Annotated in this window: 10 protein-coding genes, 4 tRNA genes and 3 rRNA genes; all 17 read right to left on the reverse strand. The window is 46.3% G+C overall.

Going from position 1 to position 16,723, the window contains the following annotated elements; genetic code table 11:
• Positions 1–12 precede the first annotated feature (12 nt).
• A tRNA-Asp gene (locus tag QNH28_RS23345) sits at positions 13–90 on the reverse strand.
• A gap of 26 nt (positions 91–116) precedes the next feature.
• A tRNA-Met gene (locus QNH28_RS23350) sits at positions 117–193 on the reverse strand.
• A gap of 43 nt (positions 194–236) precedes the next feature.
• Positions 237–312 (reverse strand) — tRNA-Val (locus QNH28_RS23355).
• A gap of 88 nt (positions 313–400) precedes the next feature.
• Positions 401–475 (reverse strand) — tRNA-Glu (locus QNH28_RS23360).
• Between the two features lie 93 nt (positions 476–568).
• Positions 569–1,096 carry an AAA family ATPase gene (locus QNH28_RS23365; protein WP_283908749.1) on the reverse strand — a complete coding sequence of 176 codons (528 nt, stop codon included), beginning with the start codon at positions 1,094–1,096 and terminating at the stop codon, positions 569–571.
• A 132-nt stretch (positions 1,097–1,228) separates the two neighbouring features.
• Positions 1,229–1,345, reverse strand: a 5S ribosomal RNA gene (gene rrf / locus QNH28_RS23370).
• A 146-nt stretch (positions 1,346–1,491) separates the two neighbouring features.
• A 23S ribosomal RNA gene (locus QNH28_RS23375) occupies positions 1,492–4,420 on the reverse strand.
• Between the two features lie 261 nt (positions 4,421–4,681).
• Positions 4,682–6,239, reverse strand: a 16S ribosomal RNA gene (locus QNH28_RS23380).
• The 16S, 23S and 5S rRNA genes sit together here, the layout of an rRNA operon.
• Before the next feature lie 448 nt (positions 6,240–6,687).
• Positions 6,688–8,712, reverse strand: a complete 2,025-nt coding sequence (locus QNH28_RS23385) for a LysM peptidoglycan-binding domain-containing protein (RefSeq protein ID WP_283908750.1) — start codon at positions 8,710–8,712, stop codon at positions 6,688–6,690.
• A 327-nt stretch (positions 8,713–9,039) separates the two neighbouring features.
• On the reverse strand, positions 9,040–9,921 hold the full coding sequence (ilvE, locus tag QNH28_RS23390; protein WP_042191145.1) for a branched-chain-amino-acid transaminase: 882 nt from the start codon (positions 9,919–9,921) through the stop codon (positions 9,040–9,042).
• A 4-nt stretch (positions 9,922–9,925) separates the two neighbouring features.
• Positions 9,926–10,813 (reverse strand): prephenate dehydratase, encoded by an 888-nt coding sequence (pheA, locus tag QNH28_RS23395; protein WP_283908751.1) that lies wholly within the window; start codon positions 10,811–10,813, stop codon positions 9,926–9,928.
• Entirely contained in the window at positions 10,810–11,790 is a 981-nt protein-coding gene (gene thrB / locus QNH28_RS23400; RefSeq protein ID WP_481858403.1) for a homoserine kinase, read from the reverse strand. Before thrB ends, pheA begins: the two co-directional genes overlap by 4 nt.
• Positions 11,791–11,849: 59 nt before the next feature.
• A complete protein-coding gene (locus QNH28_RS23405) occupies positions 11,850–13,136 on the reverse strand; it encodes a homoserine dehydrogenase (RefSeq protein ID WP_283908753.1) in 1,287 nt (428 codons plus the stop codon).
• 35 nt (positions 13,137–13,171) lie between these two features.
• Complete coding sequence (locus tag QNH28_RS23410; protein WP_060621882.1) at positions 13,172–13,609, reverse strand: ACT domain-containing protein; 438 nt, start codon at positions 13,607–13,609, stop codon at positions 13,172–13,174.
• Positions 13,610–13,766: 157 nt separating this feature from the next.
• Complete coding sequence (locus QNH28_RS23415) at positions 13,767–15,128, reverse strand: hypothetical protein (RefSeq protein WP_283908754.1); 1,362 nt, start codon at positions 15,126–15,128, stop codon at positions 13,767–13,769.
• A 54-nt stretch (positions 15,129–15,182) separates the two neighbouring features.
• Positions 15,183–15,953: a hypothetical protein gene (locus QNH28_RS23420; protein WP_283908755.1), complete on the reverse strand. Its 771-nt coding sequence runs from the start codon at positions 15,951–15,953 to the stop codon at positions 15,183–15,185.
• 14 nt (positions 15,954–15,967) lie between these two features.
• Complete coding sequence (locus QNH28_RS23425) at positions 15,968–16,714, reverse strand: hypothetical protein (protein ID WP_283908756.1); 747 nt, start codon at positions 16,712–16,714, stop codon at positions 15,968–15,970.
• Positions 16,715–16,723: the final 9 nt, after the last annotated feature.

Below are 16,723 nucleotides of genomic sequence, written 5' to 3' on the forward strand. Positions count from 1 at the left end.
AAGCAAGAAAAATGGCGGAACCGACGAGATTCGAACTCGCGATCTCCTGCGTGACAGGCAGGCATGTTAGGCCAACTACACCACGGTTCCAAAAGATATAATTGCTTGATGAAAATTGGTTGCGGGGGCAGGATTTGAACCTGCGGCCTTCGGGTTATGAGCCCGACGAGCTACCGGGCTGCTCCACCCCGCGTCATTAAAAATATTTAGCTATCAGTTACAATAAGAAAGCTTCATGGTGGAGGCTGAGGGGATCGAACCCCCGACCCTCTGCTTGTAAGGCAGATGCTCTCCCAGCTGAGCTAAGCCTCCATGTAAAGAAGCAACTCAATTATCATAACATAATTTAATCTGTAATGCAACATTTTATTTTAGAAGAACAATTACGTTCTAAAAATAATGGTGACCCGTATGGGATTCGAACCCATGTTACCTCCGTGAAAGGGAGGTGTCTTAACCCCTTGACCAACGGGCCTTATTAAAAACAAAATGTTTTGACAACAAAAAAGATTATATCATGTATTTTAAAGTATAGCAATACCTAAATTAATATAATTTCATTCCTCTCCTACGTAGACATTAAATTGATATCAAGCTTACGTGCAATCATCTCCACGACTTCAAGTGTAGTCAGGTTATTCGTGTCTAAATGGTCTTTGAATACGTCCTTATTCAGCCCTGTGATGCATCTGTCGATCTGTTGAACGGCCCATGAGCCATTCCCTTCACCTCTACCACCCAATCTCTTGAGTAGCGTCTCTCGTGAGGCACACAAAGTAAAATGATGAACCTCTAATCCTTCATCTATTAGATTACCAGTAATGTCCATCCAATAATCTGGGTTGACTATGGTCATAGGTACGTTAATCGTCCCACTATATTCGTTAGCTATGTATTTTAACATGGAGTGGTTAATTTCACGCCAAAGATAATGATCCTGAAAGTCACTTTTTGTCATCACATCAGGAATGTTTGCTCTTATGTAATACCCTACATTCTCTGGATCGTATATAAAAGAATCAGGAAGTCTACGATGTAATTCATATGCAGTTTCTGTCTTCCCCGCACCAAAAGCTCCATTGATCCATATAATCAAGATCCTTATCCCCCATAAATAATCTATTAGTGACTCTATTAAACCACATTATCATAAAAGCCTTACAAGCAAATTCTCTGTACAAGGCACAACAAAAAGACCACTGTCGATTACTCAACAGTGGTCTTGCGTGCTTGGCAACGTCCTACTCTCCCAGGACCCTTCGGTCCAAGTACCATCGGCGCTGGAGGGCTTAACGGTCGTGTTCGGGATGGGTACGCGTGGAACCCCTCCGCTATCGCCACCAAACGGGCATTTGCGGTACAAATGCATTATTCAGGTCTCAGCATCGCCAAATGCTGAAAACAAATTCATCATCATATAGCCACTAGGACCATATGGTTTAGAACTTGATTCCTGAAAACTGAATCCGAATTGAATTTGCGTTTTAAGTATAGGATAAGCCCTCGACCGATTAGTATTGGTCAGCTCCATGCATTACTGCACTTCCACCTCCAACCTATCTACCTCGTCGTCTTCAAGGGGTCTTACTAATTGGGAAATCTCATCTTGAGGGGGGCTTCACGCTTAGATGCTTTCAGCGCTTATCCCGTCCGTACGTAGCTACCCAGCCATGCTTCTGGCGAAACAACTGGTGCACCAGCGGTACGTCCATCCCGGTCCTCTCGTACTAAGGACAGCTCCTCTCAAATTTCCTGCGCCCACGACAGATAGGGACCGAACTGTCTCACGACGTTCTGAACCCAGCTCGCGTACCGCTTTAATGGGCGAACAGCCCAACCCTTGGGACCTACTTCAGCCCCAGGATGCGATGAGCCGACATCGAGGTGCCAAACCTCCCCGTCGATGTGGACTCTTGGGGGAGATAAGCCTGTTATCCCCAGGGTAGCTTTTATCCGTTGAGCGATGGCCCTTCCATGCGGTACCACCGGATCACTAAGTCCGACTTTCGTCCCTGCTCGACTTGTAGGTCTCGCAGTCAAGCTCCCTTATGCCTTTGCACTCTTCGAATGATTTCCAACCATTCTGAGGGAACCTTGGAACGCCTCCGTTACTCTTTAGGAGGCGACCGCCCCAGTCAAACTGCCCGCCTGACACGGTCCCCGTACCCGATAAGGGTACTAGGTTAGAACCTAGATACGATCAGGGTGGTATCCCAACGGCGCCTCCACCGAAGCTTGCGCTCCGATTTCTACGGCTCCCACCTATCCTGTACAGATCGTACCCAAATTCAATATCAAGCTGCAGTAAAGCTCCATGGGGTCTTTCCGTCTTGTCGCGGGTAACCTGCATCTTCACAGGTATTAAAATTTCACCGGATCTCTCGTTGAGACAGCGCCCAAGTCGTTACGCCATTCGTGCGGGTCAGAATTTACCTGACAAGGAATTTCGCTACCTTAGGACCGTTATAGTTACGGCCGCCGTTTACTGGGGCTTCGGTTCATAGCTTCGGATTGCTCCTAACCACTCCCCTTAACCTTCCAGCACCGGGCAGGCGTCAGCCCGTATACTTCGCCTTGCGGCTTCGCACAGACCTGTGTTTTTGCTAAACAGTCGCTTGGGCCTTTTCACTGCGGCCCCCTCGTGCTATTCACACTACCGGGGCACCCCTTCTCCCGAAGTTACGGGGTCATTTTGCCGAGTTCCTTAACGAGAGTTCTTCCGCGCGCCTTAGAATTCTCTTCTCGCCTACCTGTGTCGGTTTGCGGTACGGGCACCTTCTCCTGGCTAGAGGCTTTTCTTGGCAGTGTGAGATCATGACCTTCGCTACTACAATTTTCGCTCCCCATCACAGCCCAGCCTTAATGATGTGCGGATTTGCCTACACATCAGCCTCACTGCTTAGACGGACATATCCATCAGTCCGCGTCACTACCCTCCTGCGTCACCCCATCGCTCATAGCGGATTACGGTGGTACAGTAATTTCAAACTGTTGTCCTTCGACTACGCCTTTCGGCCTCGCCTTAGGTCCCGACTTACCCTGAGCGGACGAGCCTTCCTCAGGAAACCTTGGGCTTTCGGCGGATCAGATTCTCACTGATCTTTTCGTTACTCATACCGGCATTCTCACTTGTATGCTGTCCAGCGCTCCTTACGGTACACCTTCAACCCACATACAACGCTCCCCTACCCCAGATACATACGTATCTAGCCATAGCTTCGGTGGTGTGTTTAGCCCCGTTACATTTTCGGCGCAGAGTCACTCGACCAGTGAGCTATTACGCACTCTTTCAATGGTGGCTGCTTCTAAGCCAACATCCTGGTTGTCTGTGCAACTCCACATCCTTTCCCACTTAACACACACTTGGGGACCTTAGCTGATGGTCTGGGCTGTTTCCCTTTTGACAATGGATCTTAGCACTCACTGTCTGACTCCCGGCAATAAGTATATGGCATTCGGAGTTTGACTGAGCTTGGTAATCCTTGCGGACCCCGCACCCAATCAGTGCTCTACCTCCACTACTCTTATACCGAGGCTAGCCCTAAAGCTATTTCGGGGAGAACCAGCTATCTCCGAGTTCGATTGGAATTTCTCCGCTACCCCCACCTCATCCCCGCACTTTTCAACGTACGTGGGTTCGGGCCTCCAGTGCGTGTTACCGCACCTTCACCCTGGACAGGGGTAGATCACACGGTTTCGGGTCTACGTCCACATACTCATTCGCCCTATTCAGACTCGCTTTCGCTGCGGCTCCACCTTCTCGGCTTAACCTTGCATGTTAAACGTAACTCGCCGGTTCATTCTACAAAAGGCACGCCATCACCCATAGATAGGGCTCTGACTTTTTGTAAGCACACGGTTTCAGGTTCTATTTCACTCCCCTTCCGGGGTGCTTTTCACCTTTCCCTCACGGTACTGTTTCACTATCGGTCGCCAGGTAGTATTTAGCCTTAGCAGATGGTCCTGCTGGATTCATACGGGGTTTCACGTGCCCCGCACTACTCGGGATCCGTCTCGGAGAGAACACAGTTTAGGCTACAGGGCTTTTACCTCTATCGCGGGCCTTTCCAGACCTCTTCGCCTACCATATTCCTTTGTAACTCCATGTGAGACGTCCCACAACCCCTAAGAGCAAGCTCTTAGGTTTAGGCTGTTCCGCGTTCGCTCGCCGCTACTGACGGAATCACTATTGTTTTCTCTTCCTCAGGGTACTTAGATGTTTCAGTTCCCCTGGTCTGCCTCTACATTTCCTATGTATTCAGAAATGAGTAACTGCGAATTACCACAGCTGGGTTTCCCCATTCGGACACCCCCGGATCAAAGCTTGCTTACAGCTCCCCGAGGCAGTTTCGTTGTTCGCCACGTCCTTCGTCGGCTCCTGGCGCCTAGGCATCCTCCGTGTGCTCTTATTAGCTTAACCTTTGCTCCGATGTTTCGCTTGTTCGCACAATCGATAATCTTCGCTTCCAGCTAATAACTAACGTACTTGTTTACACAAGTTATAGCTAAAAGATGTTCTAAAACGCAAATTCGTTTCGGTATCCAGTTTTCAAGGATCAAGTCTTACTGAGAGCTTAAACTCTCAAAACTGAGCAACGAGTGAGTAACAGGCCTAAACCTGAGATTTGGAAGTTTAACTTCCGATTTGAATGTCTCCATTGCAGGAAACGATTCTCCATAGAAAGGAGGTGATCCAGCCGCACCTTCCGATACGGCTACCTTGTTACGACTTCACCCCAATCATCTACCCCACCTTCGGCGGCTGGCTCCCTTGCGGGTTACCCCACCGACTTCGGGTGTTGTAAACTCTCGTGGTGTGACGGGCGGTGTGTACAAGACCCGGGAACGTATTCACCGCGGCATGCTGATCCGCGATTACTAGCAATTCCGACTTCATGCAGGCGAGTTGCAGCCTGCAATCCGAACTGAGACCGGCTTTGATGGGATTGGCTTCACCTCGCGGCTTCGCTTCCCGTTGTACCGGCCATTGTAGTACGTGTGTAGCCCAGGTCATAAGGGGCATGATGATTTGACGTCATCCCCACCTTCCTCCGGTTTGTCACCGGCAGTCACTCTAGAGTGCCCAACATGACTTGCTGGCAACTAAAGTTAAGGGTTGCGCTCGTTGCGGGACTTAACCCAACATCTCACGACACGAGCTGACGACAACCATGCACCACCTGTCTCCTCTGTCCCGAAGGCCGCTGCTATCTCTAGCAGATTCAGAGGGATGTCAAGACCTGGTAAGGTTCTTCGCGTTGCTTCGAATTAAACCACATACTCCACTGCTTGTGCGGGTCCCCGTCAATTCCTTTGAGTTTCAGTCTTGCGACCGTACTCCCCAGGCGGAGTGCTTACTGTGTTAACTTCGGCACCAAGGGTATCGAAACCCCTAACACCTAGCACTCATCGTTTACGGCGTGGACTACCAGGGTATCTAATCCTGTTTGCTCCCCACGCTTTCGCGCCTCAGCGTCAGTTACAGCCCAGAAAGTCGCCTTCGCCACTGGTGTTCCTCCACATATCTACGCATTTCACCGCTACACGTGGAATTCCACTTTCCTCTTCTGTACTCAAGTCACCCAGTTTCCAGTGCGACCTTAGGTTGAGCCCAAGGTTTAAACACCAGACTTAAATGACCGCCTGCGCGCGCTTTACGCCCAATAATTCCGGACAACGCTTGCCCCCTACGTATTACCGCGGCTGCTGGCACGTAGTTAGCCGGGGCTTTCTTCTCAGGTACCGTCACTCCGATAGCAGTTACTCTACCGGACGTTCTTCCCTGGCAACAGAGCTTTACGATCCGAAAACCTTCATCACTCACGCGGCGTTGCTCCGTCAGACTTTCGTCCATTGCGGAAGATTCCCTACTGCTGCCTCCCGTAGGAGTCTGGGCCGTGTCTCAGTCCCAGTGTGGCCGTTCACCCTCTCAGGTCGGCTACGCATCGTCGCCTTGGTGGGCCGTTACCCCACCAACTAGCTAATGCGCCGCAGGCCCATCCCTCAGTGACAGATTGCTCCGTCTTTCATTCTTCCTTCAGGAGAAAAAAGAAATTATCCGGTATTAGCTACCGTTTCCGGTAGTTATCCCAGTCTAAGGGGCAGGTTGCCTACGTGTTACTCACCCGTCCGCCGCTAAGTACTTTTGAAAGCAAGCTTTCAAAAGTACTCCGCTCGACTTGCATGTATTAGGCACGCCGCCAGCGTTCGTCCTGAGCCAGGATCAAACTCTCCAATTAGTATTGAAAAGAGCGATATGCTCATTTTGAAACATCTGACGAGAAAATTAATTCTCTATTTTGGATTTCACTTTCGTGATTTCCTACTCACTCGTTGTTCAGTTTTCAAAGATCAAGTTCTCGTTGGCGCCGTTTAATGTCTCAGCAGCAACTCTTATAATATATCATGTATTCCGATGAATTGCAACACTTTTTTTTCAAAGTCTTTTGTAATTTCATTCAGATTTACATTCACCAACCGAAAGTTTATATCTCCTCTTTGCGACTGGATTTATAATGTAACATATAACCCACTCTAAAAACAACCCCTGAATTAAAAAAAAATCAAAAATAATTACTTCCGTCTCAGTCCTACATCTCGTTCACATCTTCTCATAAAAAAACGTGCAGGTTCTAATATTCAGAACCTACACGTTAAAGAGAGATCGGATGTTAATTCGGAATAGTATTAATTAGAAATCCACGGATTTCTACGTTTCTTAGAGCTCACTGTACGACCACCTGCATTTGAACGTTGAGACTTCACAACTGTTTTGTTTTTCTTATTGCTGTTTTGACTCGAGGTCTTTGCTTTTGATGCCGTTTCCTTCGTTGCAGTTCCTTTACTTTTGATAGAAGCACCAGAGGTAGCTTCCTCACTCACTGTTCTAGCAACTTCAGGAGCGTCCTGTACAAACGCTTCAGGATCTTGAATTTCCGGAACCCGATTATGTTGCGAATAATTACCTATACCTGGATACTGCGGATTAGACGGAATACTCGACATTATAGGCCCGCCAAAGGCTCCAAGAGGAGAAGCTGGAACGATTCCCTGATTAGGTGTTCCTGCTCCATAAGCAGAGAATGCATTCGGGTTTCCGTATGCTGGATAGGTATTATATACAGGCATTTCATATGAATAGGGTTGAATATGCATTCCCCCACACCCACAAGTAGTTGGCCAAGGAAGATTTGATGACATCCCATACATCGGATTCATTCCTGAAACATTAGCCTCCATATTGTTAGGTGCAGCGTTTGGATTCCATTGTTCCGGGCTCACATTAGGCGCAGCGTTTGGATTCCATTGTTCTGGGCTCACATTAGGTGCAGCATTTGGATTCCATTGTTCTGGGCTCATGTTAGGCCAAGCATTCGAATTCCATTGTTCTGGACTCACATTAGGTGCAGCATTTGGATTCCATTGTTCCGGACTCACATTAGGCGCAGCGTTTGGATTCCATTGTTCTGGGCTCATATTAGGCCAAGCGTTCGGATTCCATTGTTCCGGGCTCACATTAGGCGCAGCGTTTGGATTCCATTGTTCTGGGCTCATGTTAGGCCAAGCATTCGAATTCCATTGTTCTGGACTCACATTAGGCGCAGCGTTTGGATTCCATTGTTCTGGGCTCATGTTAGGCCAAGCATTCGAATTCCATTGTTCTGGACTCACATTAGGTGCAGCATTTGGATTCCATTGTTCTGGGCTCACGTTAGGTGAATACATATTTTCTGAAAAGTAGTATGGGGACATGCATTCAGGTCCATATGAGGCTGGCTGAGCATAACTTGGTGCCCAATTCATGTTCATATTAGGGTTATTTTGATAAGAATCATAGAGATAAGGATTTCCTCCTAGACCTGGATATCCCATATTGTCACAAGAATCTGCCATTTCCTTTTTGCTAGCCACTGGCTTCATCTCAGCTTTTGGTGCCTCATGATGTGCTACGGGCTCTTGATTTGGAACTGTAATCTGAACAAATAAGCTCTGCATTTCAATTTCTTGCACAGGAGCAACTTCCATCTGCATATTCGGCGCAGGATTAGGTGCAGCATTTTGAGTATTAATAGGGGCGATGTTCATTGATGGGTGTGGTGCGGAATTGTATAAAGGCGAGATATTTGACGATGGTTTTGGTGCAGGTTTAGTTTCCGCTTTAGCCTCTGGTTTATTTTCTGCTTTAGCTTCTGGTTTGTTTTCTGCTTTTGCTTCCGGTTTAGTTTCTGGTTTGACTTCTGGTTTAGTTTCCGGTTTTGGTGCAGGAACTACCTCAGCTACTGGCTGTTGTTTTGGACCCGTATATTCCTTCCCGCCAACTTGTGTTTTCTCAGAAGCATTAGAAGGCATGTAGCCTGGCTGTACAGGTGAAGAATTTGATGGCTTTTTAGGAATGTTTACTACTTCACCTAACATCAATACATTTGGATTCTTTAGCTGGGGATTTGCTTCAACCATATCCTTCAATGGGATTCCCCACGCCTTAGATAATTTCCATAAGGTATCTCCTTGTTTGACTGTATGCTTGTAGTAAACTTCACTGTTGTCCGGTACGGATACAGGAGCCGTAGGTATTTTTACTTTTTCACCAAGTGCCAGCACATTCGGATTACTGATCTGTGGATTAGCTTCAATAATTTTTTGTAACGGCACTCCGTACTTTTGCGATAATGCATACAGACTATCGCCTTGTTTGACAATGTGTATTTTCACGTAGCATTAACCTCCTAAAAGTTTTGTGGAGTATTGCTTTCTTACAGCTACACTGCAAAACTGGCTTTGAAAGCAAACACCCTTTGGATGGAACATTGCTCTCTTACAAAGTTATATGCGGTACAGCCGCCTCCTTCGTTACTACATCTTATGCAGCCCATGGGCGAATGACATCCCTGAAATAAAAAAAATCCTTTCAAGATCCATGAAAAGATTAACCGCAGACTCACGGATATCTTCTTCATGTATCATGAAAGGATTTACTGATGCCTATTTAACACTCCTTACACAAAAAGCAAGTAAAAGAGTGCATTATTTAATTAACTGTTATTCCCAAACCTTATAGCCATCTTTGTCCACTACATTACGGAACTCTTCAAGCAATTTCAAAGTGATTGGACCCGCTTGTCCTTCACCAATGATTCGGCCGTCAATTTCACGTGCAGCAATAACTTCTGCTGCAGTTCCCGTGAAGAATACCTCGTCCGCTATGTAAACATCATGCATAGTGAACGGTTCTTCTTTCAGCTTAATACCCAATTTCTCACACAGCTCAATGATCGCCAGACGTGTGATTCCTTCAAGTGCTCCCAAATAGCAAGGAGGAGTGAAGACCACACCATTTTTGATGATGAAAATATTATCGCCAGATCCCTCAGTTACATAACCTTGAGCATTCATCATAATCGCTTCATCGGCTTCTGCCAGATTGGATTGAATTTTCACTAGGATATTGTTGAGATAGTTAAGCGATTTAATCTTCGGATTCAGTGCATCCGGAATATTACGACGTTGGGATACAGAAACAGCACGAAGCCCATTAATGTACGCTTGCTCTGGGTAAATAGCCAATTGTTCAACGATAATGATTACGCTGGCTTTAGGACAACGACGTGGATCAAGACCCAAGTTACCAGGACCACGGGATACGATCAGTCGAATATAACCGTTACGCATGTCGTTAAGGCGAATTGTTTCAGCCATAGCTTCCAGCATCTCGTCATAAGTGAGCGGAATGTCCAGCATGATCGACTTCGCCGAATCATATAGTCTGTCCAAATGCTCTTTGCATTTAAAAATATTCCCATTGTAGATACGAATACCTTCAAATATGCCGTCTCCATACAAAAAACCGTGATCAAAAACGGATACCTTTGCATTTTCCTTAGTTACGTGTTGTCCATCCAGATAGATCCATTGTTCAGCCATGAATTTACTGCACCTCCGCTTTCTCTTCCTCATAGGTGTATGTGGGATACGAGCCCAGAATCCGAACCTGACAGCCTAAAGCGCTAATCTCTTCGATAGCTCCTGGCAGCAGGACTGATTCTATCGGTTCCAGCACATCAATATAAAAATAATAAGTACCCAACTTCTTTTTCGTTGGTCGTGATTCAATACGCGATAAATTTAGCTTCCGCCAAGAAAAGGCAGCGAGGACCTGATGCAAAGCACCTGGAAAATCCTCCGGCAGCGTTACTAGGACACTCGTCTTTACACCATTGCTGCTCCGTGGAAGATCTACCTTCTGCGGGCCGACAAGGACAAATCGCGTGTAGTTGTTGTTGTGATCTGTAACTTTCCGATCTACAATCTCCAGCCCATGTGTGGCTGCGCCAAGTGCAGTACCAATCGCAGCCCAGCCCTTGCCAGGATTGTTCTTAACGATTTCAACAGCTTCAGAGGTACTTCCGACCGACTCCAGTTCAGCCCAAGGTGCATGCTTACGAACAAATTGCATACATTGTGCCATTGCAACAGGATGCGAAAGGATTTTTTTCATTTTAGTGAAATCCTTATTGCCGTTCGTATCTCTAAATTCCAGCGGGTGAGCGATGAGATTCTGTATCGATGGAAAGATCCATTCAGCCTGCATAGGTAGATCGACTTCATTGATGAGCCAATCAATATGAAGACTAACTGAGCCTTCAATAGTATTCTCAATCGGGATTACGCTGTAATCAGTGATGCCACCAGCCGTAGAGAGAAAGACATCGGAAATTAACTTGTGATGCACAATTTTTACAGGCTCGCCGTTAAACAAATGCAGCAGCGCTTCGTGAGATACGGAGCCCTGCGGCAATACCGCTATTGATTTCATGACCGTACTTCTCCTTTTATCATATCCAAAAATGATACGTTTTGCATCTCGTTTCTTTGAAGCAACTCTGATGTAACACCTGAAGTACAAGGCATCAGCCAGCAAGTCTGAGCAGAGATGCCGTGTTCTTGCATCGTATTCTTCAGGAAAGCCTCAAGCTCATGCTTACGAGTCTCCTGGCGATCAACTAAACACAGTAGGGTAGGACCGGCACCGCTAAGTGCGATTCCTAAAGCACCATGGCTAGGCGCTTCCGCGAGCAGCTTCTCCATGCCTGGAATAAGTGCTGCACGATAGGGCTGATGCAGACGATCCTGCATCGCTCTACTGATCAGGTCAAGCCGACCTGACGCAAACGAGGCTGTCATTAAAGAAGTTCTGCTGATGTTGTACACAGCATCACTAACTGAGATTTCTGTTGGAAGCACTCCCCGTGCTTTTGTGGTTTCCAGCTCGAATTCAGGAATAACCACAAGAACCTCAAGATCTTGTGGTGGTTCAAGGCGAACGTAATCCGCATGAGCACCGTCCCACACTGCGGTAATGATGCCACCAAATAAGGAAGCTCCTACATTGTCAGGATGCTTCTCAAGCTGGGTAGCCATATCAAACAGCTTGGCATCATCGAGCGGAGAGCCGATCATCGTATTAGCTGCGACCATGCCCCCAATGATGGCCGAAGCACTGCTGCCCAGTCCACGCGTAAGCGGAATCTCAGAGTACATCGAGATAGATATTTCAGGCACCGCAACGCCTGCCTCTGCAAATACCATTTGAGCGACCTGATAGAGTAAATTACTCTTATCCCGAGCCACTCCCTTCATCTCGTCACCATATAGATGAAAAACTGTCTCCTCTGCTTCCTCCATCTCAATCCAGGCATACAGCGGCAAAGCCATGCCAAGAGTATCGAAGCCCGGACCAAGATTGGCAGTACTAGCAGGTACTTTAACCCTTGCTACTCCATAAGTACTCATAACAGGTGCAATCTCCTTACTCATTGATTAAATATAGAAAGTATAGTGCAGCTACAGTTCTAACCTTCCACACGATAATGACTCTTGATCCGGTGGATGACTTTCAGTTCCTTAAAGTGGCGCAGCACTTTGTTCATACTAGCTTTACTGGCGTTATGGGTAACAATAATAATTTCCGCATCAGGATTATTTGGGTTGGCTTGTTGAACTACCGAATCAAGACTCACGTCATACTCGGCAAACACCTGAGTAATCTTGGCCAATACGCCTGCTTTATCGTCAACGTGTAAAAGTAGGAAGTTCTTATAAAAGATATCCTCATCACTCTTAAGCTTCTTCTGCTTATAAGGTACTTTTTGCTTCAATCCATTGACACCCAGCTTGAGGTTCTTAATAATAGCTACCAAGTCAGCTACCACCGAAGTTGCTGTTGGCATTGCACCCGCACCCGCGCCATAGAACATCGTCTCTCCTACTGCTTCACCGTACACATAAACTGCATTGAAGACACCATTTACGGATGCAAGTGGGTGACTTGCTCGAATTAAGGTCGGTTGAACACTGATACTGAATTCCTCATCCTGACGTTCAGCAATGCCTAGCAGTTTGATTTCGTATCCGAGACGCTTTGCAAAAGCAATATCGGCTTTACTCACTTCTGAAATCCCGCTCACACTGACGTCATGTAGCTCCACGTTAGTGCGGAAGCCTAAGGTTCCGAGAATCGCCATTTTGCGGGCAGCATCCAGACCTTCAACATCGGAAGTTGGATCAGCCTCTGCATATCCTAGATCTTGCGCTTCTTTTAACACATCACTATAGGAGGCGCCTTCTTGACTCATCTTGGTTAGTATGTAATTAGTTGTTCCATTCACAATACCTATAATCTTCATGATCTTATCTGAAGAAAAGCCTTCGATAAGCGTCCGAATAATCGGAATACCACCTGCAACACTAGCCTCATAAAAAACATCACATTGCTTCTCTTGCGCCTTAGCCAGAATCTCCGAACCGTGCAGCGCCATCAAATCCTTGTTCGCAGTTACGACGTGCTTACCACGTTCCAAAGCTTCAAGGATATATTCCTTCGTTCCATCGATACCACCCATCACTTCAACAATTACATCAATCTCAGGATCACGAATAACATCCCATGGATCTGTTGTTATTTTGGCAGGGTCGACCTCAATATCACGTGGCTTATTGGAATTATTCACCGCTATGCGCTCAATGAGTATTGGAGAGCCTACTTGACTGCTCAAATCCTCCTGATTTCCTTCCACGATACGAACTACACCTGTACCAACAGTTCCCAGACCCAGCAATCCTACTTTAACCGGCTTCATCAGTATCCTCCTAAAAGTTTTCGTATATAAATTCTCTATCCCTGTCCAACGATTAGGGCGCGCTTCACTCCCGGAATATCCTTCAGGCTATCAAGCATCTCTCCGAGCTCCTCATTCAAATGTGAGATTTCCACGGAGATCACCACATTCGCTCGTCCTTGTAGCGGGATACTCTGGTGAATCGTCAGCACGTTAGCCCCATGCCCCGCCACAGATCCTAGAACCTTGGAGAGCATCCCAGATTCATGTTCCAAATCCATAGAGATCGTAACAATTCGCTCACGTTCGAGCTGATGGATCAGGTGAATGCCATCCTTGTATTTATAAAAAGCACTTCGGCTTAATCCTACCTGTTCTACACCCTCATGTACGGTCTTCGCATCCCCGGCCTCAAGCAATTGTTTGACCTGCATAGTCTTAAGTACAGCATCAGGTAATATGTCCTCACGGACCAAATAATAGCGTTCTTTCACGAACGTCCTCACCTCAAAGACTTTTGTGTTTTCTTAGTGGACATTATATCGGAAAAGACTTATAAAATGCAATAACTTTATATGTATACTCTGAGGTCGGGGAGTTAGTTGGAGCAAAACCCCAGATTCCTGGGGGCAGTAGGCACTCGTATGTACTCTAACTGTATGGAATCGTCGTCCCGCAATAATCACAGATCTTGTCCTGACCAGGAAGTACTCTACTCTTAGCACCGCAACTCGGACAAACGATGGATTTCGGCAGTTGGACAGGTGGCTTAGGCCTATTCTCCGGTAATGACTGCCGCCCAGATGATGGTTGGTTCTCTGATGCCGCGGAGGGCTGTGCCCGGTCAGGATGCACAAGATTGGGCGGTTGTTTATCTAAGAGCTTAACACGTCCTTCATAATAGACAAGATCAGAAGCAAGTAACCCCCATCTCACCAAATACCGTAGGTCTCTACGTACATCATCTTCACTTTGTTTCGTGATATCAGCTAAATTACCAATATGTCTAACATCATCCACTATGATCAGCATGAGATACTTCTTGCACAGAAAATCAAAGTTTTCTGTTGCGAAGGTAGCCCTCCCTGCAAAGCTGTCCGCCGGAATTATAAAGATCAAGTAGAGGACCACCAGAATGATTAATAAAGTGAACCACTTAAAATCCCCTTTGTAGGTCCCCACGGCGAAGAGGACGGCAAGTTCCATAAAAGCTCCCATACATACATGATAGAGCAATTTGTAGTTAAATGATTTCCGCTCATTCTTATAATGAGTGCTTACAAAACGAAGCATCGCAAGTACAAACCCAAGCGGAGCAAACAAATAGGCAATCGCCATGATGATTCGATCAAACACTGTCTGGTCTCGCTTGTTACGGTAGCGAAGGTTATTCTCAGGCGCACGCACCAGTGCTTGTGCCCGTTTGGAATAAATAAGCTTCGGCGGCAATTTTACAAATGGATTGTCTACACGTCCTTCATAATAAACAATATCTGGAGAAAGTACTCCCTGATCTTTTAAATATTCCAAAACCTCGCGGACGTTCTCTTCACTGAATCCGCGAATATCGGATAGGCTGCCGATATGCCTTATGCCGTCCACAAGAACCAATGCGATATAGTCATTGCAAAGATAGGTGAATCCCTCTCTCCATCCTACGGCCCTAACCGACAATTTGATGGCGGGAATCCTAAACAATGCGTAGATAATCACCAGCCTGATCAAGAGTGCGACATAATCGATTTGACCAAGTAGCTTGCTAATTATGAAATAGATCGCCAATTCTACAAAGGCACCCATACACGCATGATAAAACAGGTTAATATTGCTTGCTTTGCGCTGTCTCTTGGAATGTGTAGATAATAACCGAATGGCAGCCAATATAAAGCCAACCGGAGCAAATACATACGCAAACACAATAGTCGTATAATCAAACGCCGTCCGCTCATATTCATGCTTATATATCGGTTTGCCTGTTGTTGGTGGCTGCCTTCGTATATCCAATTTACTCATCTTATATCTCCCCTAGTTAAGTTATATCTACAATGCACAGGGAGAACCTTGGCATTAACTGTACGATATCATCGTGCCACAGTATTCACAGCTCTTTGACTGACTAGGCTGAACCGTGTTCTGTGCTCCGCAGCCCGGACAACGGATGGACTTAGGCAGCAGTGGTGAGGACTGCGGTTGAGAATGAATCTGCTGTCCCGAAGCTTGGGCTTCGAAGCCTGAAGTCCTTCCATGATGTACAAGATTAGGTGCTGCCATGGATGGATCTGGCGTCTGACGCCCCTCGGAAAGTACAATATCAATATCCAATAATCCTTTATTCTTTAGATACTGGACATCTCTCCGTACATCGCTATCGCTTTGACCTATCCGTTCAGATATACTGCCGACATATCGGATATTTTTATTTTGAATCAGCTCTATATAAGAAGTGTTAAGCTTAGAAAGTGTATATTTAGCTTTTGCTGTCACACTCGCAAGAATAAAAGCCGGAATCAAAAATATGACTGCAAGGAAAATCTGGATCGTTAATAATTCGGAAGCTCCAGTGTTTCCACTCATGGTATCCACGAACATTGCAATCGAGAGTTCAACAAATCCTCCGATAAATACATGCATGATCAGATTTAGATTGGTGGGTCTCCGATGATTTTTATAATGAGTTAGCATCAAACGTAACAATGCAAGAACGAGTCCAATGGGTGTGAATAGATATGCTGCTGCAAGAATGACATAATCAAACCCAGTCCGGTCTAATTTAATCAGAGGAACCGCTACACTCCCCGCTGGGGTCGGTGACGGCTCTTGTATGTTCAATCTGTTCATGTAGTTATTTCCTCCTATTTAAGTGCCGCTAATTCATGATTTCGCCGTTCAAGTGTAGCCTCAATACTCTCGGCCATTTCGTTGATTTCAGCTTGCCAGTTCTCATGTGGCTCATTAGTCATGAGCAGAAGCTTCACATGATCATGCAATAGGGAGATCTGCTGATGCATGATATCCTCAGTAGCATATAAAGACGGATCTGATACAGGATCACTGAACTTGAATTGATCTCGTAATTCATTGAGTACCTTCACAAGCTGTTCAGATTCGGAATTCTTCCAGCTACTCGCCAGCACACTAATCTCGTTTAATTCACTCTGGTGCTGCCGAAATGCTTGCAAGGACCTCTTCACTTGCTGCTCTTCAGTCTCGGCATTCCATCCATAAATCCTGATCACAGGTAGTGTGATTCCACCAATCAAAAGAATCAGCAGTTGAACGGCAGCATACCACAGAGGCGACAACTCCAGCAGCCAATCGAAAACAATAGCGGATACAAATACGACAGCCGCATAGATTCCCGTGATGAATGCACCACTGATAAGAACGGGTGAGGTTCGCTGCACACTTCCTGCAGTACGGAGCCAAAAAATACAATAGCCATACACTACGCTCTCAGCCAACAGAACAGCAACAAGCGAAGTCACGAATCGAAACAGCGATTCAGAGAACCCTAACCCTAAAAAGGAGAACACCGTTAGTATTATAGCAGCCACATAAATAATGGTGATGATACGAATATAGCTTTTGCCCTTGTTCATTACGTCCTC

It is taken from the genome of Paenibacillus sp. G2S3 (assembly GCF_030123105.1).
Lineage (GTDB): Bacteria > Bacillota > Bacilli > Paenibacillales > Paenibacillaceae > Paenibacillus_AQ.